The following is a 26,875-nucleotide window of genomic DNA, read 5'->3' as shown; positions in this document are numbered from 1 at the left end:
GCTACGGCATGACTTCACTCAGGCTCAATGCGATCGCCCTGACAACTCGATAAATTCGCCTCAATCTCGAGACCCAAAAATTTAATTTGTCAAGCCCGTCACAGTGGGCTTTCTTGTTGTGGAGATAGAGTAACCGGGCCTATTGCTCCATCAAGCAGTCTATCAAGAGCAGGTTTTGCGATCGCTCTCTCACTGGATGTAGAGCTTGTAATCTAGGTAAACTCTTGCTGCCAGCGGATGACAAGAACCGAAGTATCTTTCACCATAGGAGCATCAGTGACAAACTTGTTCACCTAGAATGGCTACGATAAGTAATATTAAGAACAGTAAATAAATTTTACCGTACTTCGTAAGGGGACTGATTCCGGTGGCACCACTTCTACAGTTTGCAAAAACGACAGAGGAAGCTTTGATCGCTGAGTTTTTCCGCAAATCGGAGGGTCAGTGGCGATCGGAACGGCGCTACTACACGCTTCCCGAAGGAGAGACGCAAGAAATGGTGAGCTTTATCACCATTCGCTTCTTAGAAGCAGGTTGTGATAAACTGGCACGCTTGGCAGCCTTGCATGAATTGAGTGATGCAGTCAGCCTTAGTTGCGGAGCCCACGTTACTTGGGAGAGCCGAGAGTCCGTCTCAGGCCGCAAGAAATCTAAAGGTTCAACGCTGTTTGGGGCCGCTGGCAATATTCTGTATCGCGATCGCGGTTTCGCTACAGTCAAACCTGTGAAAGCGGAATACCACTTCTCAACTCCTCAAACCCTTTGCCTCAAGACTGAATACGACGGTTCGATGTTTGAGGAAGAACTGAAGCTGGTGGGTGACAACTATCGCACTCGCCAAACCATCATCTCGCGCGCGGGTGAGCAGCAGATGATTGGTCAATATTTAGAAAAACGGATGTAGAATTTGCCGCTGAGCGTAAAAACCACGGCATAGAACAGTTAATCAACTCTTCTGCCGCTTTGTATCTAGAGATAGAAGTAGGGGTACCTCTTTTTGTATAGAGGTACCTCTTTTTGTATAGAAACAGACTCTTAACTTGCAGTTAAACTTGGTTTAATCAGAACTTAATTACTGTCGAGCTGGCTAATTCCCTTTGGAGCTGTACGGCAGGCTCAATCCAACGTCAAGGTGCCTCAGCTGATTGACTGTTGAATTTACTCATGGACTCTAGGGCAGTTGTTTAGCAATTTTCTGACCTCACTGGTGGCTGAGTCGGGAAATTTGCCTGCGCTCGCCTTCTGCAAGTTGTAGATCACATTATTAATTACTCATGTTCATTATTTCTCCCAAACGAGTTGCACTCCTTCTCACTGGTGTGATTGGGGTGTTGCTTTTAGCAAGTTTAGCGGGTAGCTTCTCTACTCACGTTTTAGGGCATGGCAATTTATTTGGAATTGTCCGACTATTTAATGTTGATAAAGAGGGAAATATTCCTACTTGGTATGCCTCAATTTCTCTCCTAGCCTGCTCAGTTTTGTTAGCAATTATTGCTCAAGCCCAGCCTAAAGAAACAACCCCTAATTCTAAAGATTGGAGGGCTCTATCTGCGGTTTTCTTATTTCTATCGATAGATGAAGCGGCGAGGCTACATGAACTTTTGATTCTCCCCCTGCGTACGAGTCTAGGCACACGAGGGATTCTTTATTTTGCCTGGGTGATTCCCTATGGACTGCTCGTCGCTTTTTTAGGGCTAAGATTTTTGAAGTTTTTGACCCAACTTCCTACTAAAACACGACGCTCTTTTTTCTTAGCAGCATTTCTCTATTTGAGCGGTGCATTAGGCATGGAAATGATTGCTGGCCAATACACCACTTTTCACGGGCAAGATAACTTTACCTATGCACTACTAACAACGATTGAAGAGGCTTTAGAAATGTCAGGTGTACTCGTCTTTATCTATGCGCTGTTAGTCTATTTAAGACGTTATATTCAAGCGATAGAAATTAATATTAGAAACACGCCTTTGGAGCCTGTAATAGATACTTCTCCACAAGAACCACACAGTATTTAGCATGAGAGCGATCGCTAATTACCAACATTTTAGAATCTGTTTAGCGATCGCTCAAATTCAATACTTTCTTTCAAACAAAATAAGGTGCGTGAATCACGCACCTTACGGTTCACCAGCAAGCGCGTTTAATAATGGGTGCCAGTTTTGCGGTGGTGGACGGCGGTGAGGGCATTAGACTGTTGCAGGACTTTACCGCTATCCGCGATCGCATACAGCAACCAATGATCGCCACATTCCATCCGGTTTTCGATACGGCATTCTATATAAGCCAGTGCATCTTTGAGGATAGGAGCACCATCACTGGTGAGTTCTGTCTCCACACCTTGGAAGCGGTCTTCCGCAGGACCAAACGGCTTCAGAAATTGCTTCATTAAACCAATATGGTTCCCTTCCGCCAGAACGTTGAGTACAAAGCGGCTACCAGGATACATCAAGGATTCGATTGCCCGCTCTTTTGCCACAGCCACAGTCAAACCTGGCGGGCTAAAGGTGGCTTGAGATACCCAGGAAGCCAACATCGCACTCGCCACCTCTTCTTGCTTAGAGGTAACGATGCAAAGCGAACCGACAATTCGGCCTACCGCTTGCTCCAATGAGGTCGCAGGTTGTCTCGGCTCTCGGACCTTCTTGGCTTTCTTCAGCGCTTGGGCAAAGTCAGTGCCCGCCTCCTCACACATTTTGATCGTGACTTCCGTGGGTTTGAACTTGACCCGAATCGTCTCAAAACCCAAGGTAAATCCAGCATCCTTAAACTTGCCTTCGATCAGGTCGATCGCCTCCCCACTCCAACCAAAAGAACCAAACACTCCGGCGAGTTTGTTCTTAGCTGCCGTAGAGAGCACAATTCCTAGTGCGGTTTGAATCGGGGTAGGAGCATGACCACCCAAGGTGGGCGAACCCATGATGAATCCGGCGCACTTCTCCACCGCTGCTTGGATTTCACCCGGTTCAGCAATTTCGCAGTTGATGGATTCTACGCCAACACCTGCTTTGGTAATGCCTCGCGCGATCGCCTGAGCCAGAGTTGCAGTGTTGCCATAAGCTGAGGCGTACAGCAGTGCCACTGAAAGTTCTTGCGACTTCTGCTGTTGGCTCCACTGCTGGTAGTTATGGGTTAGTTCTGTGAGGCCATAGCGTACCAAAGGCCCATGTCCCGGCGCGTAGAACTTCACTGTTAGATCAGCTAGCTTATCCAGCGCCGTCTCGACTTGACGAGCGTGAGGAGCCATCAAACAGTCGTAGTAGTAGCGGCGATCGTCACTAAAGACAGTCCAGCCTTCATCAAACACCTGGTCGCCACAGATATGCGCTCCAAAGAATTTATCGGTGTAGAGAATTTGGGTTTTGGGGTCGTAGGTGCAGAGGCTGTCGGGCCAGCGGGGGCTAGGCGTGGGGATAAATTGAAGATGGTGCCCCTGACCCAGATCTAAGGTTTCTTCTCCCCGCACCACCAGAATATTGAGGTCTTGTTCACCCAGCGCCTTGCGGAGAGCGATCGCCCCTGGATTGGAACAAACAAAGGTAATTTGGGGCGCAATGTCGAGCAAGGCTTGCAACGTGATCGCTCGGTTAGGGTTGACGTGCCCCAGAATTACATAATCCAGTTGCTTCAGATTCAGCCGCTTCTTTAATTCGGTGAGATAGGTTTCTGCAAACGATTCACCCGGCGGATCAATCAGAGCAGTTTGATCCCCACGAACCAGGAAGGAGTTGGCTGTGGTGCCTCGCTGTCGGGCGTACTCAATCTCAAAGCGGAGACGAGTCCAACTGCGCGATCGCAAAGCGGTTGTATCCAGGGCGATCGGTAAGATTTGTACGTCTCTGGGTTTAGTTTCCACCATAGATTCTCGCTTTGGGAAAATGTTGCTTGAGAAAATTGGGACTACAGCCAAAGCGCAGCAGCATGTTTGGCAAATCTGCGCGTCTAACATCCATCAGCGCCAGAATAGCTTCGGCTTGCGCCGCGCGGGAATTTTTCTTCAAAACTGCATCTAACTTTTCTTGGCGATTTGTCTTTTGCTCCGCGGTCAGTGACACATCGTTTCTAAAGTAATTTTCTAAGAAATCAACTCCATCGGTGAGATCGGGGCAAAGATTTAAGATCCGTTCCACATCGGTCCAAAAGGCGGCGGTGCGACCTGTTTCTTTGGAAGCAATCAAGGCGTAGGCGACGCGAATCAACCGGGCGTAGATAATCTTGATGTCTAACGTAAAAAAGCCCGTGTCAGTCCGAGCATTCATCAATGTGACAAATCCCACACCAAAACCTAGCGCTTGGCTCACCAAGGCCCAGTCGATTGTGGGTCGAGTTGACATCGAAGTGGTCATCCAAAACAGGAAACAAGGAACCAAAAACTGGGCGGCTGCCCACACCCAAACTCCCCCAGTTTTGAAAGGCTCAAAAAAAGGGAGGAATTTGCAGTCATCTGCTAGCTGTTTAAGTGCCACTGCAATATTGATCACCCCTGGAATTGCTAACACTGAGAGCCAGGGCAACCAATCCATCAATTCACTCACGCTTCCTGATTCAGAGACAAGATAGGGTGTAAATGTAAATGTCCTTTCGAGGTCAGGATGAAGTAGGTTTTAGAGTTAGAGTGAATTGCCACTGGAGCTTGCGGGTGTCCCCAAGGCAGCAACTGACTCATGAGCCACTGACCATGACCGTGATGGTTTTCAGCGGTCGCTCGGCTGGTGTCAATGTAGCCTTTCTGCCAGAGCTGCTGCACAACTTCGTGCATTTCGCTGATCGGGCAACCCAAGGCATGAGCTAAGTTTTCTACGGTGAGCGGTCTCCGTTCTAGCGCGCTCAAAACCCGCGTTTCATCGACGTTCATAGTCCACCTATCCGAGTGCTCTTATCGTAGCATCACTCTCTTTGCCTCACTTTAATGTCTTTGTCAACCTGGCGAAACCTCCTTTCGGGTCATTCGGGTTGACCTTCCCCCAACCCCTCTCCTATAGGCAAGGGGCTTTAAGTCGTTCTATCGTTCTCCCCTTCCCTGGCAGGGAAGGGGCTGGGGGTTAGGTCTTTAGTAGTGATTGCCCACTTTGCGATGGTGCACAGCTGTGAGGGCATCAGGATTAGAAACTCGTCCCTCCTGTACCGTGCTGTAAACGATCCAGTGGTCGTTGCACTCCATACGGCTGCTCACTTCGCACTCTAGATAAGCCAGCGCTTCAGTGAGAATGGGTGAACCGTTCTGAGCGGGTTGTGTTTTCACGCCAGCAAAACGATCGGCCCCTGGTGGGAATCGCTTCAGGAAGTGTTTCATCAAGCCCAAATGATTGCCTTCTTCTAGTACATTGAGGACAAAGCGATCGCCTACTTGCATCAGAGATTCGATCGCCCGATCTTTCGCAACTGCGATCGTGAAGCCCAGCGGAGTAAAGCTGGCCTGGGCTACCCAGGAGGCTAACATCGCCCCACCGACATTACCTTTTTTCGCGGTGATGATGTACAGACCGCCACTGATCCGCCCTAAAGCTTTGTCAAGGTCGCTGTTGAGCGACTTCATCTGTTGGATAGCGCGATCGCGAGTCAGCCACTGGCCTAAGTCAGTCCCTGCTTCTTCACAGAGCTGATAGACGGATTCGTTGGGCGTGTCTTTGATCCGCACCGCTGGGAAGGCTACGGTCAAGCCCGACTCTCTGAACCGTGTCAAGAGGGGATCAACAGGTTCATCTTCGCCGCCGTAGGATTCAAAAATCCCCACGGCTTGCTTGTCTTTCGCAGCGGCTAAGACTGTACCAAGAGCGGCTTGTGCAGTGGCTGCAGCTGGCCCCGATACAGGGGGAGTGGCGATCGCTAACCCTGCCGACCGACCCACCAGTTCTTGAACTTCCTGCGGGTCTGCCGATTTCAGATCCATCATCTCGACGGCGACACCTGTTTTGGTGATGCCTCTTGCTAAAGCTTGCGAGAGGCGATCGCTGTAGCCGTAGTCAGATACGTAGAACACCGCCACGGTTTTTTCTGACTTGGCTTTGGCTTGGCTCCAGTTGCGGTAGCGATCGACCCACTCCGCCACGTTGTAGTACAGCAGCGGCCCGTGTCCAGTGGCAATCTGCTTCACTTCTGGTAGTTCACCCATACGCTTCAGGGCAGACAGCACCGAACGAGCATTGGGAGCCATCAGACATTCGTAGTAGAAGCGAAAGTCCGCTTCAATTTCGCTCAAGTCTTCGTCAAAAGTGCGATCGTCGCAGAAGTGCATCCCGAACGCATCGCAGGTAAAGAGAATCTGCGTCTTGGTGTCGTAACTGAAGATGGTGTCAGGCCAGTGCAGATTGGGCGCGATCACAAACTCCAATTCGTGACCATTGCCCAAATCTAGGCGATCGCCATTTTTGACAATCTGCCGCTTAAACGGTTGATGTACCAAATCTTCAAGAAACTGAATCGCCACCTTAGAACCCACCACCGTCGCTTGGGGAGCCAAGGCCAAGACATCCCGTACTAAGCCGCTGTGGTCTGGCTCGGTATGGCTAATCACCAAATAATCAATTTTGGCTGGGTCTACGACCTGAGTCAGCGTCTCTAAGTAGAGTTGGCGAAACTTCTCGTGAGACGTATCGACCAGCGCAATCTTTTCGCCTTTAATGACAAAGGAGTTGTAGGTCGTGCCATTCTTTAGACCAAACTCGATGTCAAAGCGATCGCGGTCCCAATCTAATGAGCGAATCGTGGTGGTTTCCGCAGCAATTTCGCTCGTTTGTATCGTCAGTCTACGTTGAGCCCGGTCAGTCAGCACTACCATGTAAAATCTCCTCGTCAAACCTGGCTGAGGCGATCGCCTTTTCCTATTGTCACATGTGGATTTAAAAAGCTGGGTTGAAAGACCTGATAGGTAAGTTAAGCAATTCTATATGTATTTATACTTAATCGCTTGTGGATAAAAGCTGGCTCGCTTTAATGATTGGCAATTCCCGGCTGCATTGGGCTTGGTTTGTCGGCGACCAATTGCAATCAGCTTGGGATAGTGAGCATTTAACTAACTCTGGCCCCCCTAGCTCCCCAAATCTGGGGAAGATTTTAGAAAAAGCTTCACTTAGTAGGGAAAAGGTAGTCAGGCGATCGCAAGGAGAAAATTCTGACGAATTGCCAATTGTCTTAGCGTCTGTGGTTTCAGAGCAAACAGCTATTTGGCAAACCTATCGCCAGCTACAAACCCTCATGCTTGCCCAAATTCCCCTACAGCACAGCTACCCCACCTTAGGAATCGATCGCGCCTTAGCGTTATGGGGAGCAGGAGAAGTATATGGTTGGCCTGCCTTAGTAATTGATGCGGGCACAGCACTGACATTCACAGGCGGTAATGCTGAGCGACAACTCGTTGGGGGGGCGATTCTGCCAGGACTGAGTTTACAAGTGCAATCGCTGGCTCAGAAAACCGCTGCTCTCCCTGCGATCGCCTTACCCGAAACGTTACCAAAGCGCTGGGCCAATGATACGGAAGACGCGATCGCTAGCGGGATTATCTACACGGTTTTGGCGGGAGTGGTGGATTTTGTCCAAGCTTGGTGGCAAGAGTTTCCGCATTGTGCTGTGGTGATAACAGGGGGCGATCGCGCCCTACTACACCAGTATTTGCAAAGCCAGCATTCTGAATTAGCGGCCCAAGTCACCATTGACCCCAACTTGATCTTCTGGGGTATGAGAGCTTGTCGAGCTGAGTCAGCTTCAGCTTGAAGAAGATGAGATGAAATCTCGGATTTCCTGAGCGACGGCTGCTGAGGCTGTGAGTGGTAGTTCTGCACCACCTTGCGGCACAATTCGCCAGTTCGCAGTAGGTGTTAGCTCCGTATAAGTTTGGCTGAGTAGTTTGGCTGCAAACGTATCTTGTTCACTTTGCAATACTATGACCGGAACCTTGAGCCAATCAAGTCTCCCCTGTAACTGCTCTGCTTGGAGCTCACCTCGTCGGCGCTGAAATAGCAAGCGACAGGCAACAGGAGATTGCAGCAGTTGTTTTCGCCATTCGAGAGCACGTTCAACCCGTTTTTGCAGACCTAATAGAGGCGCAATGGGATGCAGCGATCGCAGCAACCAAAACGGCAGGGGGGGTTGAGAGATTAACCACCTAGCCCACCACCAACGCCGCCCCAGCTTTTGCACCTGAATCCCTTCCGGAGCCAACAGCACCAAGCCACGTACCTGCTCTAGATACTTCAGGGCATAACTCGCCGCCACCCACGCACCTAGAGAATGGCCGACTAGATACACTTGCCGCAAGCGCAAACTTTCTAGATACTCTGCCAGCATCTCTACTTGCAATTCAATCGAATAATGGACTTTTGGTCGCTCCGAATCACCAAATCCCAATAAGTCAGGCACAAAACAGTGGTACTCCCTTCCCAACTGCTCAATTACTGGCACCCATTGACTGCTATCACTCCAAGAGCCATGCAGAAATACCAGCGCTGCTCCCTGACCAATTTCACGCCAGAAAATTTGCCCTTGAGACAGCTTCAATCGAGAATTACGCAGCGGTAGAGACATCTTAATCAAGGAGGAAGGATGAGGGAAGAAGGATGAAACAGGAAGGATGAGGGATGAATGGGCCTAACGTTCATCCTTAGATTACGGCAGTGTCGTAAGTCAATTCAATTTCATTCTTCATGGCAATTGAGAGGAATAACAAAGGCGTTGCAAACAATTTCATCCTTCCTCCTTCCTCCCTCATCCCTCATCCTTGCATTAGGCCAGTGTTGTTAACCCATTCAAATAATCTTGAAGTTGGCGATCGTGATCGTGGGATAGGTTACCCAAGGGCAGAGCGTCGGTGGCAAAAGCCTGTACTTCCATCACTTCTAGAGTGTCTTGTGCCTGCATTGTTCCTTGCACTTCAGCTTCCACAACTACGCAGACTGAGTGGATTCTGGGATCGCGATCGGGTGCAGAATAAACTCCCACTAACCGTCGAATTTTGACTAGTTCCAGACCTGTTTCTTCCACCAACTCCCGCCCAACTGTAGTAGGGATATCTTCTCCCCAGTCCACCATGCCACCAGGTAATCCCCATTTCCCATTGTCCTGCCGTCGAATCAGGACAATTCGACCGTCAGGCAGGAGCGGAATGATACTCGTACCAATAATGGGGTGTCGGAAGATCAATCCCAGTACGGTTTGAATCAGATGCCAGAACCGACGCATAAAGCAGGGCTGTCATACGAGCAGAACAATGGAAGCCGAAAGCCGATGCAATTAAACCACGCACCCATTCTTGCAGTCTTCACCCAAGCAAGTGAGCCAGAATTTCTGTGGCATGAGATTCTGGTTTCACCTTGCGGTAAATTTTCTCAATCGTACCATCTGAGCCGATCACAAACGTGTGACGATGTACGCCCATAAATTCCTTGCCCATAAACTTTTTCAACCCATAGCTGCCGTACGCTTGGGCTACTGTGGCATCTTCATCGCACAGTAAAGGAAAGGGCAACTGATATTTCGTCGTAAATTTGGCGTGGGCCTTAGCATGATCGGTACTAATGCCCAAAATCACTACGCCTTGAGACTCGTAATCCAAGTAGGCATCCCGAAAGCCGCAAGCTTCCTTGGTGCAGCCAGGCGTGTTGTCTCGCGGGTAAAAGTACAACACAACTCGCTGGCCTCTCAAGTCTGACAAGCGGACTAAATTGCCGTGCGTATCCAGCAAACTGAAGTCTGGTGCAAGATCACCAACCTGGAGAGACATAGACACTATTTACGAGGTGAAACTGGATGAGGGGAGGGCATTAATCTTGACGCAGCCGTTGTCGGGCATTTTCGATCGCTTGCCTCACTTGTTCAAACCCAGTGCCGCCGTAGCTGTTACGGGCTGCGACGACTTGACGAGGTGCGATCGCCTGATAAATGTCTGCTTCAAAGGCAGGATGCAGAGTTTGCCACTCGTCCAAACTCAAGTCCTTGAGCAGCTTGTTGGCGGCTAAGCAAGTCCGTACCACTTTGCCGACTAAGTTGTAAGCTTCTCGGAAAGGCACGCCTTTGGTCGCCAGATAATCAGCGACATCCGTGGCATTAGAGAAATCTTCTGCCACTGCTTCGGCTAAGCGAGAAGTGCGGAATTCTATCCCTTCTTGCAGCAAAATGGTCATGGCTTCTAGACAGCCTCGGACAGTCTTGACCGCATCAAACAAAGCTTCTTTATCTTCTTGCAAGTCTTTGTTGTAGGCCAAAGGTAAGCCTTTCATCAGTACTAGCATGGCTTGTAAATGTCCAAATACTCGCCCCGTTTTGCCCCGCACTAGTTCTGGTACGTCGGGGTTCTTTTTCTGGGGCATAATGCTGGAGCCTGTAGCACAGCTATCTTTGAGGGTGACGAAGCTAAACTCTTGCGAAGCCCAAAGAATCACTTCTTCCGACAAGCGGCTGAGGTGCATCATGATCAAGCTGGCAGTCGAGAGAAATTCGATTGCAAAGTCGCGATCGCTGACGCCATCCAAACTATTCGCATAAACGCCATCGAAGTTGAGTAGTTCAGCGGTGTAGTGGCGATCGATCGGGAAGGTGGTTCCTGCTAATGCCCCACACCCCAAAGGCGACACATTCACCCGGCGATATACTTCTCCGAGCCGCTCCCAATCGCGCTGCGCCATTTCGAAGTACGCCATCAGGTGATGCGCCAAACTAATCGGTTGAGCCCGCTGCAAATGGGTGTAACCAGGAATCAAAGTTTCTACATGCTGCTCGGCTAGGTGAAACAAAGCCGTCTGGAACTCCCGCACTTGAGCGCGAATCTCCTGCATTTGGTCCCGCAAGTAAAGCCGAGTATCAGTGCCAACCTGGTCGTTTCGCGATCGCGCGGTGTGTAGCTTCTTGCCCAAATCCCCCAAAATTTGCGTCAGGCGACGTTCAACTGCAAAATGTACATCTTCGGCATCAACACCGGGGCTAAAGAAACCTTGGCGATACTCTTGCCGAATTTGATCCAGCCCTTTTACAAGTTGATCCCCTTCATCTGGGGTAATTATGCCTGTGTGAGCCAGCATTTGAGCGTGAGCCTGCGACCCAGTTAGGTCATACTCCACTAACTCGATATCAAAGCCAATGCTGGCATTGAATTGAGCGATCGCTGGGTGTAGCGCAGTTTCAAATCGCTGACTCCAAGTTTGGGAGCTAGCAGCAGGTTGGGGCGGCAGTTCCGTATCCAAGGTTGTTTTCCTGAATTCAATCAACAGCGTCGAAAACTCATCTTGACATGAGCGATGCCTCCTAAAATGCAGTCCGAGCTACCAGCATCGAAGGCCAATCTAGGAGGCGAAAATTTACCTAAATCACGACTTAGAGGTGAGTTTAATAGGAAGTCATACTGCGAATCATGTAGCCCAAAATGACTCCGATTAATAAGGCCCACACTTGGCCTGTTTTTACAAAGTTGTTAAATCCTTTCTGGATGTCTGCCAAAATGTCTTGGTTATATTGCTTGGCCAATATTGTCCAGTCATGAGGGACATGCCAAGCTAAGCCTTGCTGGAGCCAGTCGCCCCAATGTGTGGCGTGATTCAACCAAGTTGTCATGTCCTGCATTACGTGGATGACCATTGCTACCATCTCCTCATCAAATGTTGGGACTACTAAAAGGTTTAAGACTAAAAGGCTAATTCGTAGCAAGCGATCGCAGTCTTTTGGTGCATCCCAGCAGCTTTACTACTGCAATTAGCACGTAACAATAGAGTCGCAGATTTTTGGCACTTGTAAAGTAAAAATCGAGATTAATCTGGCGAGTTGATTTGCATGACAATCAAAGTCATGTCATCACCGTTGCGATTGCCTGCTCCAATAAACTGCTGCACTTGGGCAAACAAATGCTCCAGAATCTCTTGGGGGCTTTCGCAATGACGACAAGCCCAGTGGAAGGCGCGAGTTAGATTGTCTTCCTCGAAGCGATCGCCACTACGGTTAGCTGCGTCGGTAAAACCATCTGTGTAGTAAATCAGCGTATCCCCCGGCTGTAGCTGGATTTGACCATCTTGATAATGGGTATCCGCATCTAAGCCGATCAGCATGCCCAGAGTGTCTAAACGTTTAATCGAGTCCGTTGAAGCTTGCCAAAGCAACGGTGGGTTGTGCGCGGCATTACTGTAGGACAGCATCTGCGTCTGCGGATCGTACTCCGAGTAAAACAGAGTTACAAACCGATTGGAATTTTCCAAATCTGCATACATCACCTGGTTCAGGTGTTGCAGAATCCGAGCGGGGGAGTGCCTGTTCAATACTTCGGCCCGCAGCATGCCCCGTAACATGGTCATGATCAGACCAGCGGGCACACCCTTCCCCATGACATCGCCGATGGAGACGCTCCAACGCCCCGCTTCATTGCTGCTTGTTTTGGACGAGCGCAAACGAGCATGAGGAATGGGAATGAAATCGTAATAATCACCCCCAACTCGATTCGCCGTTTGACAACGAGCGGCCAGTTCTGCGCCTCGAATTTTGGGACACTGGCGCGGCAAGAGCTGTAATTGAATTTCTGCCCCAATTTCTAGTTCGCGATCGAGCCTTTCTTTTTTGCGTAGCTCTACCGTGAGTTCGTCATTTTCGATCGCCACAGCGGTTTGGTCAGCCACCAAGCGTACCAATTTTTGCCGCGTTTCTGTCCAGGCATAATCCACAGCTCGGCTAAACACGTAAAGTCTACCCCGCTCAGCATTTTTGACCAGAATCGCGGTGCCAAACAAATGCACATCTGGCCCTAAGTAATGACTGACCTGATGATCGAGAGCGGCAGTCATTTTAGCAGGGGCGATCGCGCCTCCAGGGGTGGCAGCGGCAGCGGCTAACTGACGGGTCGCGGTTTCTAGTGCTTTACGAATATCGTGGCACTGGCGGCTGTCCTGACAATGCAGCCGCTCTAGCCGCATCTGTCCATTGGGTTTGAACAGTACTAAAGCTCCACCATCCGCATCGGTCACCCGACTCGCCATCAGCGGAATCAGCTCTAGAAACTGGTTTAAGTTATTGAAGCTCCGCAGGGCAAAGCTGAGCGAGCTTAACAAGTCCTGAATTTTGTGCTGTTCCCGATGCAACCGCGCCACCAGTTCCTTCAGAGCGAAAACTGGCGTCATATCGGGGGAGGTGCCGCCACTGGTGCGGTCAGAGGGTTGGGAGGGCTGTCGAGGAACAGGCACAGCAGTCATTAGCGCAATGTTAAGTTGTCATTGAGAACCGAAAAGTTGAACGTCAACAGGTGAAAGAAGATAAATTCTCTACCTGCAATTTGAACAAATTACTGGAGAGACAGCTTATCACTATTTACAGAATTTGCGCTCTAGTTTTACTGGTTTAAAGTCAGCAAACTGATGAGAATTTGTAAAGCATCTAGTTCACTCCAAATCTGGTTCGCTACAAAATAGTGTGATGTTTAACCAAGGTTAAGGGCTTGGTACAAGAATCAACTCAATACCAGTAAGTTCCGCCAACAGGATTAAAGTTGGCGCAGAGTTGGCATAAATTCTAACGAATCTGTTGATACTAGCAGAATTGTTCCTGAGCAGCGCCAATCTCTTTGAGGTGACTTGCGAGTGAATCAACCTGCTAGAAGCGCTTCCACAAACTCATAGCTAGAGAACGGTCTGAGATCTTCAATCCCCTCACCAGCCCCAATAAAGCGAATGGGTAAGCCTAACTGCTGCACCACTGCCAGAGCGATTCCACCTTTAGCGGTGCCATCCAACTTGGTCAGAACAACCCCACTCAGTTGTGCAGCTTCTAGAAATACTTCGGCTTGGCGTAGCCCATTTTGGCCCAACGTAGCATCCAAGACCAACAAGGATTCAATCTTGGCATCGCCTGCTTTCTTGTCAATAATGCGCCGAACCTTGCTCAATTCATCCATCAAGTTTTTCTTGTTTTGCAAGCGTCCAGCCGTATCCACTAATAACAGCTCGGTCCCTCTAGATTGAGCCGAACCGATGGCATCGAAAACGACCGCTGCTGGGTCTGTATTTTGTCCAGGGTTGGAAATGACTTCGACACCGCTACGCTGTCCCCAGACCTTGACTTGTTCGACAGCGGCAGCCCGGAAAGTGTCGGCAGCGGCAATTAAGCAGTTGTACTCCGACTTCTGAGCTAAGTGGGCTAGCTTGCCAATGGTGGTCGTTTTACCAGCGCCATTCACGCCTGTAATTAACCAAATGTTTAAGGCATCTTTTTCGGGTGCAAAGGTAGGGTTATAGGACTGACCCAAAGGTCGATCCAGCATGTCGCGGAGGATCGACTTCAGGTAAGCGATCGCCTGATCTGGAGGTAACGCCTCTTCCCGCAGTTTCTTCTGGAGGGAGTCAATAATGCGGTCTGTGGCTGCTACGCCTACATCGGCTTGCAGTAGCAACGCCTCAATTTCTTCGACCGCGTCTTGGTTAAGCGGCCCTTGTCCGACGATCGCCTTGAGTTGGTTGACCAAGCTGCGGCGAGTCTTGTCTAGCCCTTGGCGTAATCGCTTCAGCCAAGTGATTTCTTCAATCGAAATTTGGTCTGGGCGACGACCTTGAGCAGCTAACACCTCAGCAGACCACAGGAATCCTTCGTCAAAGGCAATTTCAGGCAGTGCCTCTTGAACCGTGGCAGTTGGGTGAGCAACTTCTGGTTCGGATTCCTCGATGGCAGTGGCTTTGAGACGCTCCAATCTCGCTTGCCGATCTGCTTCCGCTTGTGCCCAGAAGGGCAACGGTGCTGCTTCGGTAGATTCTGATGCTTTTGTAGTTACTTCTAATGTTTCTACTGCTAGAGGTTCTACAGGGATGGTTTCTGGGGCGATCGCAGGGGCTTCTGCTTCTTCCGATGCCAGAGCTGCGGCTGGCTCCGCGATCGCTTCCTCAGGAGCTTCAGGTTGTTCAGTTGGTGTAAATTCGCTGACTTCGGCGGTCACTTCGGCAGTAGTTGGAGCGATCGCGGGTTCAACTATAGGATCTTCAGCAGTGGCTTCCTCTACGGTCTCTGCGACTTCTGGCACCTTTGGCTCTTCAGCTACAGGCTCTTCAGTAGCGAGTTCCTCGGGTGCTTCTGCTACAAGTTCTTCAGCTGCCGCAGGTTCCTCAGTGGCTGGTTCTTCGGTAGCGAGTTCCTCGGGTGCTGCTTCTGGCTCAACCTGCTGTCGCTTTTGAATATTTTGGTAAGCTGCTTTGGCCCAGTTTAGATAATCTTCCGCCACTTCTTCGGTGGCAGTTGCGGCTGCTTCTGGCTCACTTTGCTCTGGCTTAGACTGCTCCGCTTCAGATGGCTCTGATATTGTTTCTGTCTGGTCAACCTGAGAATTTTCCGAGCGATCGTCAAACTGCCGACGGAACCAATTGAAAACCATTGCAATTTACCTAAAACTGCTACCTAAGGAAATATCGAGATCTCGATAGATCTACTCAATACATCTAACTGTAAAGAAAAATGTTTGTGCTTAAAACTAATCTGAACGCTCAGTTGAGTTCGCAGCAACTCAATCTGACCAAGTTTTTGCTTTGGAGTTTAGACAGATTTGGTTTTGATTTGCTCTGTCACGCGCCGCAGCACACCATTGATAAAGCGGTGTCCTTCGCTCCCACTGTAGCGTTTTGCTAATTCTACAGCTTCGTTAATCGCAACTTTGTCTGGCACGCCCAAATACATGATTTCTGTGACAGCGATGCGAAGAATATCGCGATCGATCCGAGCTAAGCGATTGAGTTGCCAATCAACTAAAGACTGGGTTAGCAATTCATCAACTGCTGCCGTATTGGCATTTAAAGTGCTAATCACTTGCAAAGCATAAGCTCGAACTTCTTTCTGATTCGTCAACTGAATCAGTTCTGGCAACTCAACTGCCATTCCGACGCGATTAATTGCAGTTTGAGCTAAATCCAGCGCTTCTTGGACCATGGCTCTGGCACTCTGGACATCGCTCGCTCGCGTTTCGCTACTCAACAAGCGATCGCTGCCCCGCTTCACTTCTGCTGCTGCGGTTTCTAGGGTTTCCTGAACTTCAGTAGTTAGCGTACGAACAGCGGCCAGCATGATGTTTTGGAGTTGCTGGTCGTCCAGTCGGCTTTGGTTAGCAGGCAACTGGCTAATGCTGAGCAGGGAAAGTTCACGAGCGATTCGGCGAGCTTGCATGGAGAGTTAATTGTCCAGGTTCAGAAGCAGCTTGACTATCTTAGCGCTTTAACGCTTGCTTCACTCCTCTTCGAGCGGCAGCGTTAAGGCTTGCCATTGGGGTTCGGGCAGAGGCGTTTCTAGTTGGCGATCGCTGGTGGGTTTCAAGGCCAATGTCGCTTGGGATGTAGGACTGACAATGCCACCCGACACAATCACCTTAAAGGCATCTTCTACCGACATCGACAGGTTGACTACTTCGTTTTCTGGTACTACGGCATACCAACCCGTCGTCGGATTGGGAGTGGTGGGAATAAACACCCCTAGCATCGAGCCAGGCAAGTGCGCCTGAATGTCGCCACTGATCACTCCGGTGACAAAGGCGATCGCCCAGACTCCTCGACGGGGATACTCCACCAACACGACTCGACGGAAGCGATTGTTAGAATCTTTCAGCAACGTTTCTAGCAGTTGCTTCAGCGTTTTGTAAACTGCCCCCGCTAACGGAATCGCCTGCAACAACCGCTCTCCAAAATCTAGCAGCCACCGTCCTGCGATATTTCGAGCCATTAAGCCAATTACCAAAATCAAGAGCAATGGCACCGTTAGGCCCACAGCAAAATTGAGGAAGTTGACTAGGATGGGGTGAAAGCCGTCAAAAGGGTTGAGTTGCTTCGGGACGCGCGTCAAAAAGTTAATCACCCAATTAGCAACAGTAATCGTCAACCAGATGGTCGTGGCTAAGGGAATGACAACGAGCAGCCCCGCAATCAGATCATTTTTTAAGTCCTGCTTTAGGCGTTGGAACACAGACAACCCACTCTCCTTCAATCGGCTGGAAAATTTGGCTGCTATCACTAAAGTTGTGAATGAGACCGAGCGGCAAGGAGTTTAGACTGAAACCGTCTATTGAGCTTGGTTTCTCAGGAAGGATTACGTCCATTGTGCCCTGTCTATATGGAATCCCTGATTAGCTGCCTCAAAGGAATGGTGACAACTCAGCGTCTTCTCTTATTTGCAAACCCTGTAAAGATTTATTTCAATTTTAATGTTTATTCCAAAAATTACCGGAGCAGCAGGACTGCATCCGATAACCAAAGGCATATCTTAGAGCAATTATTACCTGTTTGCGGCCTGCTATGTATCCGAGAATACTGCTTTTATGGATTTGATATTTATGGAATCAAGAATACAGTTGTCAATTGACCGTCACAGAATCTATCTCAGTAGGTTCAGCGATCGCCAAAACCGAGTTTTCTGAGACCACGGGCGGCGGCAAGTGCTTGATTTCCCAAGCTTTGAGCAGAATTAGGTATTCATAAAAAGCTTGCAAGGTACACCAAGCAAACCCCGCTCGGCCATCCAGAAGGCCGCCCAGCAAGAAATACATGTAGAAAAAGCGAATCAGCGGCCTGAAGGGCAAGCGTAAAGATAGATCTTTCAGGGCTCGCCGTCGTTCTACTTCAGACGCACCAAAAAATAGATCCTGCCACTTGACGGTGCCCGTTTCTAGCTGCTTTAGGGTTTCTTGGGCTTCGTCGCTGGAGTAGCGGTTGTGCTTATCAATCCATCGACTCAAGCCTTTCCCACAGGTGTAGTGGGGATAGGTTTCTTTCAGAAATCCGGTGGGGCCATTACACACTTCGCGCTCGGTGTGGCCGTAGTCATCGAACCAAACCTGATCGCGGCGAAAGAGCCGCATTTGATAACGGGGGTACTGTGTGCTGCGCCGAATCCACTGCCCTAGGAACATCACTCGCTCAGCCACGTAGTAGCCGATGTAGTCCTGGCTTTGCATCGCTGTCAGGCATTCTTGAAACAGCTCTGGCGTCATCCGCTCATCTGCTTCTAGGATGTAAACCCACTCATGCTTGACCGGAACTGATTGGAGCATCCAAGTTCGTTGCTGTCCGTGGCTTTCGAACTGATGCTGCACAACTCGGACAGGATAGCGCTGGGCCACCTCTACTGTGCGATCGCTGCTCAAGGAATCAACCACAACCACATCATCTGAGAGCAAAGCTGACTCAATACAAGCCGCAATCTCAGTTTCTTCGTTGTAGGTGAGGATGTAAATCGAGAACATAGCTCAGTTTTTTGGGTGAGGGGGGTTAGTGCAGCAGAAGCATTGCGTTGGTAGAGATGCACCCCCCAGCCTTAGGCATATCAGCAGGCATGTCAGTGCTCATAGGCTCGTGCAGCCAGAGATACTCTTGAAGCTATAACTAGCGACCCGCTTTCCGAGACCCTGCTCCCAATTGCCGCAATCCAGTCCAACCAACCGTAATGTACCCAATTGCTAGGAGCAAACTGCTGAGTCCTACCCGCAATCCAGACTTGAGAAACTCAGCATTGGCACGTTTTTCTAAATCGAGGCGGCGAGTGCGGATTTGAGTTTGGGCATCTTTCGCTTTTTTATCGAGTGCTTGTGGATCAGATTGGAGTTGTTGCTGAATCTGGCTCTTGAGAGCTTGAACTTGGGCTAACTGTTCCCCTTTAATCTGTCCACTCTCGATCGCTTGATTCAGTTGTGAGTCGCTTTTGACCAAACTGTTAATTTGTTGCAGTTGTTGATTGAGCTGTCCCTCTGCTTGTCCCGCTTCTTGAGAAATCTGCGTCCGAGTTTGCTGGTTCGCTCGGTAGGTGTTGCTGAAATGCAAAGGAGACAACACTAAGAAGACAAAACCCAGCAGGCTGGCTAGCAAGAGAGAAGCAAAGCTGATGTTTTGCCAAGCTTTTTGTCGCTCTGGAGGTGCACCCGAAACACTATCAACCCAAACTCCAGTAAATAGGAGGACAAAACCCAGCAGTGGCACAACTCCGCGATCGACAAATTGGCTAAATAGGGCGATTTGCCATTTCAGTCCTTCTAAGCTGCTGAGTTTGGCGGGTACATCGGAGGGTACCAGCAACACGGCATAGTCAATCAGAGCAGCCAGAATCAAAATGATTCCCACGTATTTGAGCGTTTGGGAGGCGATCGCAGAGAGTTGACGGCTATCAGTTGCTTTCATTGGGCTTCAGAGTGGTTTAGTGATTGTCTGCTTCAAGCTGAGCTAGATTCAGCATACTCGTTTGTTATCCCTGTTCACTTGCGAGCAAACAGGACAATGTGTCAAGTACAACCGCTAGTAAATTCTTTCAGTCTAGACAAGTCAAGGTTAGCGGGTCAGAGGAAATTATAAATACGTAACAGGTTAAATTCCAAATCAATTTACTTCTTTCAGGTAACTTTTAGTTCCTCTTAAAATTGCCTTTAAGCAATCATTAATAATTCATTTTTTAATTTATCTAAGTATTGACAGGGGCGCGATCGTTGTTATAAATGCAACTAGGAAGTTTCTAGTTACAGTATTTCCCTCCTGCGATCGCGCCATAACTGGCAACCATTTATCTAAACTCAACCTAACTAGTCAGTGATAGATAGTGCCATATCACTGACTAGTTAGGTTGATCTAAGAGGTCAATATATTAGTTACACAGAAAATTAACTAGCAGTTTGTAAGTTAGGTAGATTTGGGAGCTGTTTAAAGAGTGATGCTTAATACTCGGATGGTCCCTAGCCTGCAAATCTGGAAAAACAGTTATGCAACTCTAAGCTGTGTATCTACCCAACAAGGCTGATTTAGGTTAAAGCTCAATTATTTATACATAAGGAATATTTGAGAAATCCTTGATGCCAGCATGATAGAACTGCATCACCTCTACCATGCCTATAGACCTGCCTCATCAAAAACCAATGAACAAAATTGTAGAAGTTTTGCCAGACACCACAGCTCTGATTCAGCGATCGCTGGAAGTGGTTGTAGAAAAAATTCAAGCGGCGATCGCAGAGCGAGGACGATGCACTATCGCTCTTTCTGGTGGCAGCACACCTAAGCCACTATACGAAGCTCTCGCGACTCAAGATTTGCCTTGGGGCCAAATCCATGTGTTTTGGGGCGATGAGCGCTACGTTCCTGCTGACCACCCGGACAGCAACCAGGGGATGGCTCGTAAAGCTTGGCTCGATCGCGTCCAGATTCCTGCCGAGAATATTCACCCAATGCCAACTGAAGCTGCCGATCCGGCGATCGCGGCTCAAGACTACGAATCTCACCTGCGAGAAGTGTTACAGGGTCAAGCCTTGCCTGCTTTGGATGTGATTCTCTTGGGCTTAGGAGATGATGGACATACGGCATCTTTGTTTCCGCATACAGCAGCCCTGCAAGTGCAAGATCGGCTGATTACTGTGGGAAATAAAGATGGTCAGCCACGCCTCACCTTTACTGCTCCCCTGATTAATGCCGCGAGATACGTTGTGTTTGTAGTGGCTGGTGCCAACAAGCAAGCTGCTCTCAAAGAAATTTTTGCCCCTACAGCCGATGCCATGACCTATCCGGCTCGCTTAGTCCAACCGCAAGGAGAACTTTGGTGGCTATTTGACGCTGCCGCTGGACAAGCCATAAATGGTTAAGATTGAGTACTAGCTGTCTGGTTATCCCCTGGCATGATTTCGGCAGAAGAGAAACTTTCATGATTGTCTGTCCCAATTGCAACCACCAAAATCCTGAAGGCGCAGTGCAGTGCGAGGCTTGCTACACCCCGTTACCTGCCACTACCAACTGCTCCAACTGTGGTGCAACTGTACAGACCGATGCTAATTTCTGCGGTCAATGTGGCTTTAACCTACGCACCAATACCCCACTACCGGGTGTTGAGGAAACCTCCATGCCCTCCTTTGTAGAATTTGTAGGAGCAGCGACACCCGGTAACTCTAGTTCAGCCAGTCAGTCAGATCTATTTACCACTAATTCTTTGGGGCCAGAGAGCAATGAATTAGGCAACAGTGTGCCTGATGTTGCGCCTCTCTCTGGATCACTAGGCAAGGAATTGCTCCCGCCACCCCTCGCAAGTGACTTTCCCGTGCCATCTCCCGTCGTCTCTAGCGACTCCCACACGCGGCTGCAACAACAGACAGCCAAACTACTGCATTTACGCACCGATACGCCTCTGGAATTGCCCCCCCAGTTGTCTCTCATCCACATCGGCAAGTGGAACGATCGCATTCCTCCAGATATTGATGTGTCTGGGTTTCCTGACTCAGAAATCGTCTCTCGTATCCATGCGGATATTCGGGTAGAGGGAGATGCGTTCTACATTGAGGATGTGGGTAGCTCTAATGGCACCTACATCAACAACATGCTGATCCCCTTGGGCAACCGTCATCGTTTGCGCTCAGGCGATCGCATTTCTTTGGGTAAGGGCGATCGAGTCACCTTTTTATTCCAGATTTCTTAATAACTTCTTAACAATTTTATCGAATTCAAATTATTAGAGAGCTAGCGACGTAAGCCCTCTAGCCTCTGGGCTGCGTTTGCAAATAAAAAACAAATAATTGCTCACTTTGCCAACTCTGAACTACCATCAATTGATGGAAAATTGCTCAACGAAATTGAGTTGAAGCCGCCTAGGATTAGGATATAGAAAAGCTCTAAAGTTATTGCTGCCTCGGCTGCGATACTTCTGTTATTTCAGACTTAGCATCGCCAGTGTGATTACTCTGACTCTCCTCCATCCTCTCCAGCATATTCCGGTGCAAACCTGGGTCTTCGATCAAGAGCCAGTGATTCGAATTGGGCGGTCAACGGACAATCATGTCGTGCTCTACAGTGCAGTAGTGTCGCGTCACCATGTTGAAGTGCGGCGTAATGGTTCTAGTTGGGAAATTGTCAGCATCGGAACCAATGGTACTTACTTAGAGGGCAAGCGCATCACGCACGCGCCTGTCATTGATGGGGTAATTATTCGGCTTGCCCGCTCTGGGCCGAATATTCAGATTCGCATTGGAGCGGAGGCAATGAAAGAACTGCCTAAAACGCTCTCTGGAGAGCGTACCTTGGCTCAACAAGCACGAACCAAACTAGACGAAGACGCTAGCGATGTTTTAGAGGAGACTAGCGCTCAAGTCAGCACGATTCCTGTGCCTCCGCATTTGCGGTTACCCGCTCCGTTGGAGGAGCCTGATTCTACTCAAACCACGGGCGCAAGAAAGGTTGTCACCGTTGATGGAGAGCGGCAACTTCAACCTACTAAAATCTCTCCAGTTCCAGCCACCAAGGTAAGTTGTCAGCATCAGCGGGCTAGCCCAGAACTACGCTTTTGCCTAGATTGTGGCGAACCGCTTCAGATTCAGCAGCTTTTGGGCAAGTACCAGGTCTTGCAGACGCTGAATCACGGCGAAATGGGCATTACTTACTGGGCTTGGCGAGACGGGCAGAGCGTCGTGCTCAAAACCTTAAATTCAGAATGGTCGGACCATCCGCAAGCTAAAGACTTATTGGCGCAAGAAGTCAATTTACTCAAGCAATTTGATCATCCTGGGTTGCCACGGCTAATCAATACTTTTGCCGTATCGGGGCAGCCGTATTTGGCGATGGAGTTGATCTACGGGCACAGCTTAGCCCAAGATGTCGCCGCGAGTGGTCCTATACCTCTGGCCCAGGCGATCGCTTGGATGACAGAAATTTGTGAAGCGCTCGACTATCTCCACAATCTCACGCCCCCAGTTCTGCATCGAGACATACAGCCACAGCACTTAATCAGACGAGCCATCCCAGTCAGCGGCCATGAAATTGCTTTAATTGGGTTTGGATCAGTTAAGGTTGCGGCAGTCGAACCTGGTAAACCCATTGGCACACCGGGGTATATGGCCCCTGAGCAAGAAGTAGGTGAAACATCGATCGCATCTGATTTATATCCTCTCGGCCCACTCCTGATTTATTTACTCACCGGGGAAGACCCTAGTTTGTTTTACGGCCATCGCGACCAAGGCGCGAGGCTCTACGCTGAGTATGTCCCTGACTTGCCGCCTGCCTTAATTCCCGTCATTCGCACGCTTACCCATCCTCAGCCAGAACAACGCTACACAACTGCGCGTGAGGTAGCAACGGCGATCGCAGAAATTGCAGTCTAGGATCGAGTTGGCAGATCAGCAGTTCTAGACAGGATATTTATTTCATGGCACGAGGAGATCAGATCTACGTGATGCGCGAGTTCATGGGGCTACCAGGTCTCTATGAGCATCACGGCATCGACTGTGGCGACGGCACAGTGATTCACTACCGCAAAACCGAAGTTGCCCGGATTTCGCGCACCTCAATGGCGGAGTTTGCGATGGGGCAACCCGTCTATGTGAAACGCTACACCACTTCCTATCTTCCCGATGTGGTAATACAACGAGCCGAGAGCCGCATTGGGGAATCAGCTTACAATCTCACGACCAACAATTGTGAGCACTTTACCACCTGGTGCAAAACCGGAGTGAATGAAAGTGCTCAACTTCGCAATTTTGGCTTAGATGCTGTCAGAATTAGCTTGCCTGGAACTGACAAGCTGATCAATGAGGCGATCGACAATTCATCTCCTGCTAAGTCGATGGAGTTGTACCACCAAGCTCTAGACAACATTGCTTCGGCAGAAAGTACCCTCCGACCGCAGTATCAACACGCCCAAAAAGAAGAGAACACTTGGCACCGTGTGGCTCTAGCGGCTCTGAAACAAGGCCGAGAAGAGTTAGCCCGCGCTGCGCTCCATCGTAAAGTCCAATGGAAGAAAACTGCCGCCGACTACAAATCCCAGCTCGATTACCTAGAAACTCTCAAGGCCCAACTAAAGCGTGATAGTTTGCCGTTGCGACAGACGATTAGTAGCAGTTAGGTGAGTTATGGGATGACTGAATTCAATACCCTAAAGTCATAAATACAACGCTTTCCAGAAGCGTTAATGTCTCTGGCACTAGCTCACCCAGTTTTCGTTGTAATCGAGTTTTATCTAGAACTCGCATTTGGTGGCATAAAGCAACTGAATCTTGAGCTAAACCTCCTTCACCCTGACTGATTAGCAAACAAGTTGGTAGAGAAGCATGGCGGAATTTGGTTGTTAATGGAATTGCGATCGCTGTAGTGCTAAATCTGGAAATCAAATCATTTTGAAAAACACTGACTGGCCGCATACCAGACTGCTCAGAACCTTGAGTTGGGTTTAAGTCCGCTAGCCAAACTTCGCCTCGCTTAACGTTCATCTGATGTCTTCTTGTTGCAGCATTTCTTCGTAACTGCTCATTCCAACTTCAGCGAGTTCTCGATCTTCTGCAGCGGATTCATTATACAAATCAGCAAGCTGGTTATCATTGAAAGTACTCATTGTTCGTCTATTTTGAAATTTAATAAAAGCAATAAAATCCTGTACTTGATTAAGCTGTTCTTCATTGAGGCGATCGATTTCTTGCTTAACTTGGTCGCGAGCGGTCATTTAAAAAACCTTATCAAAAATAAAAGGGATAACCTTAATGGCTACCCCCAGAATAACTAAAAGCTAATAGCTAACTACTAATTGCTAAGCACCAACCGCTTCTTTGGCTGCGTAGAGAACTTCAGCGGTGATTTCGCCGATGCCACGTTCGCGGGCAAATTTTTCGGTGTTCCGCTTCACCTTGCCACGGACAAAACCGGGAATTTTGTTCAGTTCAGCTAGGCCATCGCGGCTCCAACCGAGGTCAGAGTCGGCAGAGATGCCCTTGGTGATGACTTCCTTGGTGTCGTGACCGCCGAAGATTTCTAGCAAGTGGTCTTCCATGCCGAGGGTGAAGGAGTTGTAGACCAAATCGACGACTTGGTTAGTGCCTTCGTAGCCAAGGAAGGGCTTGTAGCCGATCGGGAAGTTTTGGATGTGGATGGGGGCCGCAATCACACCGCAGGGAATATCGAGGCGTTTGCCGACGTGGCGCTCCATTTGGGTGCCGAAGATGGCAGAAGGCTCCAAGCGGGCGATCGCATCTCCAATTGCGCCATTGTCATCACTAATCAAGATTTCGTCGCAGTACTCGCTAACCTGCTCACGGAACCAATCAGCATCGTACTTGCAATAGGTGCCTGCTAAGACTACCTGAATCCCCATCTCACGGGCCAAAATCTTGGTCATGGCGGCGGCGTGGGTGTTGTCGCCAAAGACTACGGCCTTTTTACCTGTGAGGTTTTGGCAGTCGATGGAGCGAGAGAACCAGGCCGCTTGCGAGACATGCAGGGTTTGCTCGTTGATAAAGTTTTCGTAGTCAACGTTTGCACCTTGGGCGTTGATGACTTGTTGAATCTTGCGAATACAACGCGCCGTCTCTACTACACCCATCGGCGTGATGTCTACATAAGGAGTGCCAAACTCTTTTTCGAGGTAGCGAGCTGTCATCAAGCCGAGTTCGCGATAAGGCACCAAGTTAAACCAAGCTTTGGGCAGGTTCTTGAGATTGAGAACAGATGCTCCTTCTGGAATAATCTCGTTGATCTCAATGCCCAAGTCAGCCATCAACCGCTTCAGCTCGGTGCAGTCGTGGTGGCTGTGGAACGCCAGGGTAGAGATGCCAATGATGTTAACGGAGGGCTTGGCGGTTTTGCCTTCCGGGAGGTCGCCTTTTTTGCGGGCCTTCGCGATGTAGTACTGCACGATTTGCTCTAAGGTGCGATCGGCAGCCTGCATTTCGTTGAAGCGGTAATGGTTCACGTCAGCTAGTAGAACATCCGCTACTGAGGCTTCTTGGGCGCGATCGACGAAGTTTTGCAGATCTTCTTGCAGAATGCTGGAGGTGCAGGTGGGAGTCAGCACGATCAGGTCAGGATGCTCTTCTGCGTCTTTGCGAGTGATATTATCTACTACTTTTTCTTGAGAGCCACGGGCCAAGACGTTGCGGTCTACGATGCTGGCGGTTACTGGGGTAAAGTCTCGCTCCCGCTCTAGCATCGATCGCATGACGTTGAAGTAGTCATCTCCTAGGGGAGCATGCATGATGCCATGCACATTTTTGAAAGAGCTGGCAATGCGGAGGGTGCCAATGTGGGCGGGGCCTGCATACATCCAGTAAGCCAATTTCATATCCGGTGTCCCTTAATCTCGGTTGTCATCGACCACTCCGCTGAGGGAAATTGCAGAAGTCAAAACCTTTGGCAAAAAGTTCTTACACCTTCTGGCACCAAGGAAGTAACGGCTCAGCGATCGCAATCGTGGGGTGTGATGGGTTTATAGTGTGAGTCGCTTTTGATTGTCTCAAAGATGGCGGGAAGGTGAGTGTAGGCACATTGGGGTTAAGGAGAGTGGGGCGATCGCGTCAAACCCTTATCTGTCTTGGGATGGAGGGGCTATTTGTGTGGCTTAATCGGTAGAGAAGCCGCAATGATTTTTAACTGTTTGTGATTTGGCTTAAAACGGTTGTATGCACAAATCAGCGTTGATGGGGCTATTAGTCCCTTCTACAAACTAGGATCTTTCTTAACTTTTAATCAAACCAATCGACCTAAGTATATTTACAGTTCGGTTTGTTTTATCACTTAAATTACTAAAAGCTCACAATTGTCAAGATGCTGTATACATTATTGGCGAAAGATTTAACCCTTCAGATAAATTCTAAGCACATTTTAATTTAATCAAAACTTCCTATTTCTCTATACTAGCTTCACCAAAATACAAACTATGAAAGCCATACTTTAAGAGTGGTATTCATTACAGGGATATTTCGGATGCCGATTGATCCAATCTTAGGTGCTTTTCTAACTGGCGCAAGTGGCAAAGCTGGCGAGTGGGCTATGGGAAAACTTATTGAGAATGAAGAGGAAGGCTGGGAAAGACATGATGCAGCCTGTGAGGCTGTCGGACAAACAATTGATGAAGGTTGGGGGAGACACGATTCAGCTATTGAAGCGACATCTAACTCCCTTGGTTGGAATAACGCCTAATCCGAGTCTCTCAAAATATCAAAAGGAAATTCTTCTCT

26 protein-coding genes are annotated in these 26,875 nt (G+C 49.2%); 8 read left to right on the top strand and 18 right to left on the bottom strand.

The features are described 5' to 3' along the window. Positions 1-367 precede the first annotated feature (367 nt). Together H6F72_RS05065 and H6F72_RS05060 are read left to right on the top strand one after the other, a co-directional pair. Complete coding sequence (locus H6F72_RS05065; protein ID WP_190432434.1) at positions 368-904, top strand: phycobiliprotein lyase; 537 nt, start codon at positions 368-370, stop codon at positions 902-904. A 370-nt stretch (positions 905-1,274) separates the two neighbouring features. Next, positions 1,275-2,015: a hypothetical protein gene (locus H6F72_RS05060; protein WP_190432433.1), complete on the top strand. Its 741-nt coding sequence runs from the start codon at positions 1,275-1,277 to the stop codon at positions 2,013-2,015. Between the two features lie 125 nt (positions 2,016-2,140). On the opposite strand, the gene H6F72_RS05055 is transcribed toward H6F72_RS05060, so the two are convergent. From H6F72_RS05055 to H6F72_RS05040, 4 genes are all read right to left on the bottom strand, one after another. Beyond that, positions 2,141-3,856, bottom strand: coding sequence for a diflavin flavoprotein (locus H6F72_RS05055; protein WP_190432431.1), 1,716 nt, complete (start codon positions 3,854-3,856; stop codon positions 2,141-2,143). After that, on the bottom strand, positions 3,843-4,520 hold the full coding sequence (locus tag H6F72_RS05050; protein ID WP_206755418.1) for a hypothetical protein: 678 nt from the start codon (positions 4,518-4,520) through the stop codon (positions 3,843-3,845). Before H6F72_RS05050 ends, H6F72_RS05055 begins: the two co-directional genes overlap by 14 nt. Before the next feature lie 8 nt (positions 4,521-4,528). Then, positions 4,529-4,852, bottom strand: a complete 324-nt coding sequence (locus H6F72_RS05045) for a hypothetical protein (RefSeq protein ID WP_190432428.1) — start codon at positions 4,850-4,852, stop codon at positions 4,529-4,531. Between the two features lie 195 nt (positions 4,853-5,047). Beyond that, positions 5,048-6,775: a diflavin flavoprotein gene (locus H6F72_RS05040; RefSeq protein WP_190432426.1), complete on the bottom strand. Its 1,728-nt coding sequence runs from the start codon at positions 6,773-6,775 to the stop codon at positions 5,048-5,050. Positions 6,776-6,906: 131 nt separating this feature from the next. On the opposite strand from H6F72_RS05040, the gene H6F72_RS05035 reads away from it, so the two are divergent. Then, positions 6,907-7,707 (top strand): pantothenate kinase, encoded by an 801-nt coding sequence (locus H6F72_RS05035; RefSeq protein WP_190432424.1) that lies wholly within the window; start codon positions 6,907-6,909, stop codon positions 7,705-7,707. Here the strand turns inward: H6F72_RS05035 and H6F72_RS05030 are convergent. From H6F72_RS05030 to H6F72_RS04980, 11 genes are all read right to left on the bottom strand, one after another. Beyond that, positions 7,699-8,517, bottom strand: a complete 819-nt coding sequence (locus tag H6F72_RS05030) for an alpha/beta fold hydrolase (RefSeq protein ID WP_190432422.1) — start codon at positions 8,515-8,517, stop codon at positions 7,699-7,701. The genes H6F72_RS05035 and H6F72_RS05030 overlap by 9 nt on opposite strands. A gap of 198 nt (positions 8,518-8,715) precedes the next feature. Then, the gene (locus tag H6F72_RS05025; protein WP_190432419.1) at positions 8,716-9,171 is read right to left on the bottom strand and encodes an NUDIX domain-containing protein; all 456 of its coding nucleotides are present in this window, start codon (positions 9,169-9,171) and stop codon (positions 8,716-8,718) included. Positions 9,172-9,250: 79 nt separating this feature from the next. Next, entirely contained in the window at positions 9,251-9,712 is a 462-nt protein-coding gene (gene bcp, locus H6F72_RS05020; RefSeq protein WP_190432418.1) for a thioredoxin-dependent thiol peroxidase, read from the bottom strand. 40 nt (positions 9,713-9,752) lie between these two features. Continuing rightward, on the bottom strand, positions 9,753-11,168 hold the full coding sequence (gene argH, locus H6F72_RS05015) for an argininosuccinate lyase (protein ID WP_370527446.1): 1,416 nt from the start codon (positions 11,166-11,168) through the stop codon (positions 9,753-9,755). Between the two features lie 142 nt (positions 11,169-11,310). Beyond that, on the bottom strand, positions 11,311-11,559 hold the full coding sequence (locus H6F72_RS05010; protein ID WP_199295893.1) for a hypothetical protein: 249 nt from the start codon (positions 11,557-11,559) through the stop codon (positions 11,311-11,313). A 170-nt stretch (positions 11,560-11,729) separates the two neighbouring features. Beyond that, positions 11,730-13,154, bottom strand: a complete 1,425-nt coding sequence (locus H6F72_RS05005; protein ID WP_190432416.1) for a GAF domain-containing SpoIIE family protein phosphatase — start codon at positions 13,152-13,154, stop codon at positions 11,730-11,732. Between the two features lie 389 nt (positions 13,155-13,543). Continuing rightward, on the bottom strand, positions 13,544-15,316 hold the full coding sequence (gene ftsY / locus H6F72_RS05000; protein ID WP_190432415.1) for a signal recognition particle-docking protein FtsY: 1,773 nt from the start codon (positions 15,314-15,316) through the stop codon (positions 13,544-13,546). Between the two features lie 158 nt (positions 15,317-15,474). Beyond that, the gene (gene nusB / locus H6F72_RS04995; RefSeq protein ID WP_190432414.1) at positions 15,475-16,098 is read right to left on the bottom strand and encodes a transcription antitermination factor NusB; all 624 of its coding nucleotides are present in this window, start codon (positions 16,096-16,098) and stop codon (positions 15,475-15,477) included. A gap of 60 nt (positions 16,099-16,158) precedes the next feature. After that, the gene (locus tag H6F72_RS04990) at positions 16,159-16,887 is read right to left on the bottom strand and encodes a DUF502 domain-containing protein (protein WP_190432413.1); all 729 of its coding nucleotides are present in this window, start codon (positions 16,885-16,887) and stop codon (positions 16,159-16,161) included. A 388-nt stretch (positions 16,888-17,275) separates the two neighbouring features. Continuing rightward, the gene (locus H6F72_RS04985; RefSeq protein WP_190432412.1) at positions 17,276-18,163 is read right to left on the bottom strand and encodes a glycosyltransferase family 2 protein; all 888 of its coding nucleotides are present in this window, start codon (positions 18,161-18,163) and stop codon (positions 17,276-17,278) included. 139 nt (positions 18,164-18,302) lie between these two features. After that, positions 18,303-19,091 (bottom strand): HpsJ family protein, encoded by a 789-nt coding sequence (locus H6F72_RS04980; protein ID WP_190432411.1) that lies wholly within the window; start codon positions 19,089-19,091, stop codon positions 18,303-18,305. Between the two features lie 725 nt (positions 19,092-19,816). Between H6F72_RS04980 and pgl the strand changes: the two genes are divergently transcribed. From pgl to H6F72_RS04960, 4 genes are all read left to right on the top strand, one after another. Next, positions 19,817-20,533 carry a 6-phosphogluconolactonase gene (pgl, locus tag H6F72_RS04975; RefSeq protein WP_190432409.1) on the top strand — a complete coding sequence of 239 codons (717 nt, stop codon included), beginning with the start codon at positions 19,817-19,819 and terminating at the stop codon, positions 20,531-20,533. A gap of 59 nt (positions 20,534-20,592) precedes the next feature. Next, entirely contained in the window at positions 20,593-21,357 is a 765-nt protein-coding gene (locus H6F72_RS04970; protein WP_190432407.1) for an FHA domain-containing protein, read from the top strand. Between the two features lie 253 nt (positions 21,358-21,610). Further along, positions 21,611-23,032 (top strand): FHA domain-containing protein, encoded by a 1,422-nt coding sequence (locus H6F72_RS04965; protein WP_190432406.1) that lies wholly within the window; start codon positions 21,611-21,613, stop codon positions 23,030-23,032. Positions 23,033-23,076: 44 nt separating this feature from the next. Then, complete coding sequence (locus H6F72_RS04960; RefSeq protein ID WP_190432404.1) at positions 23,077-23,775, top strand: lecithin retinol acyltransferase family protein; 699 nt, start codon at positions 23,077-23,079, stop codon at positions 23,773-23,775. A gap of 22 nt (positions 23,776-23,797) precedes the next feature. Here H6F72_RS04960 and H6F72_RS04955 read toward each other — a convergent pair whose 3' ends face one another. From H6F72_RS04955 to bchB, 3 genes are all read right to left on the bottom strand, one after another. After that, the gene (locus H6F72_RS04955; protein WP_190432402.1) at positions 23,798-24,139 is read right to left on the bottom strand and encodes a type II toxin-antitoxin system PemK/MazF family toxin; all 342 of its coding nucleotides are present in this window, start codon (positions 24,137-24,139) and stop codon (positions 23,798-23,800) included. After that, positions 24,136-24,369, bottom strand: coding sequence for a hypothetical protein (locus H6F72_RS04950; protein WP_190432400.1), 234 nt, complete (start codon positions 24,367-24,369; stop codon positions 24,136-24,138). Before H6F72_RS04950 ends, H6F72_RS04955 begins: the two co-directional genes overlap by 4 nt. An 84-nt stretch (positions 24,370-24,453) precedes the next feature. Next, positions 24,454-25,980 (bottom strand): ferredoxin:protochlorophyllide reductase (ATP-dependent) subunit B, encoded by a 1,527-nt coding sequence (gene bchB / locus H6F72_RS04945; protein WP_190432398.1) that lies wholly within the window; start codon positions 25,978-25,980, stop codon positions 24,454-24,456. A 641-nt stretch (positions 25,981-26,621) separates the two neighbouring features. On the opposite strand from bchB, the gene H6F72_RS04940 reads away from it, so the two are divergent. After that, positions 26,622-26,837, top strand: coding sequence for a hypothetical protein (locus H6F72_RS04940; protein ID WP_190432396.1), 216 nt, complete (start codon positions 26,622-26,624; stop codon positions 26,835-26,837). Positions 26,838-26,875 lie beyond the last annotated feature (38 nt).

Source organism: Trichocoleus sp. FACHB-46, from assembly GCF_014695385.1.
In the GTDB taxonomy this organism is placed as follows: domain Bacteria; phylum Cyanobacteriota; class Cyanobacteriia; order FACHB-46; family FACHB-46; genus Trichocoleus.
This window is presented reverse-complemented; position numbering and strand designations above follow the sequence as displayed.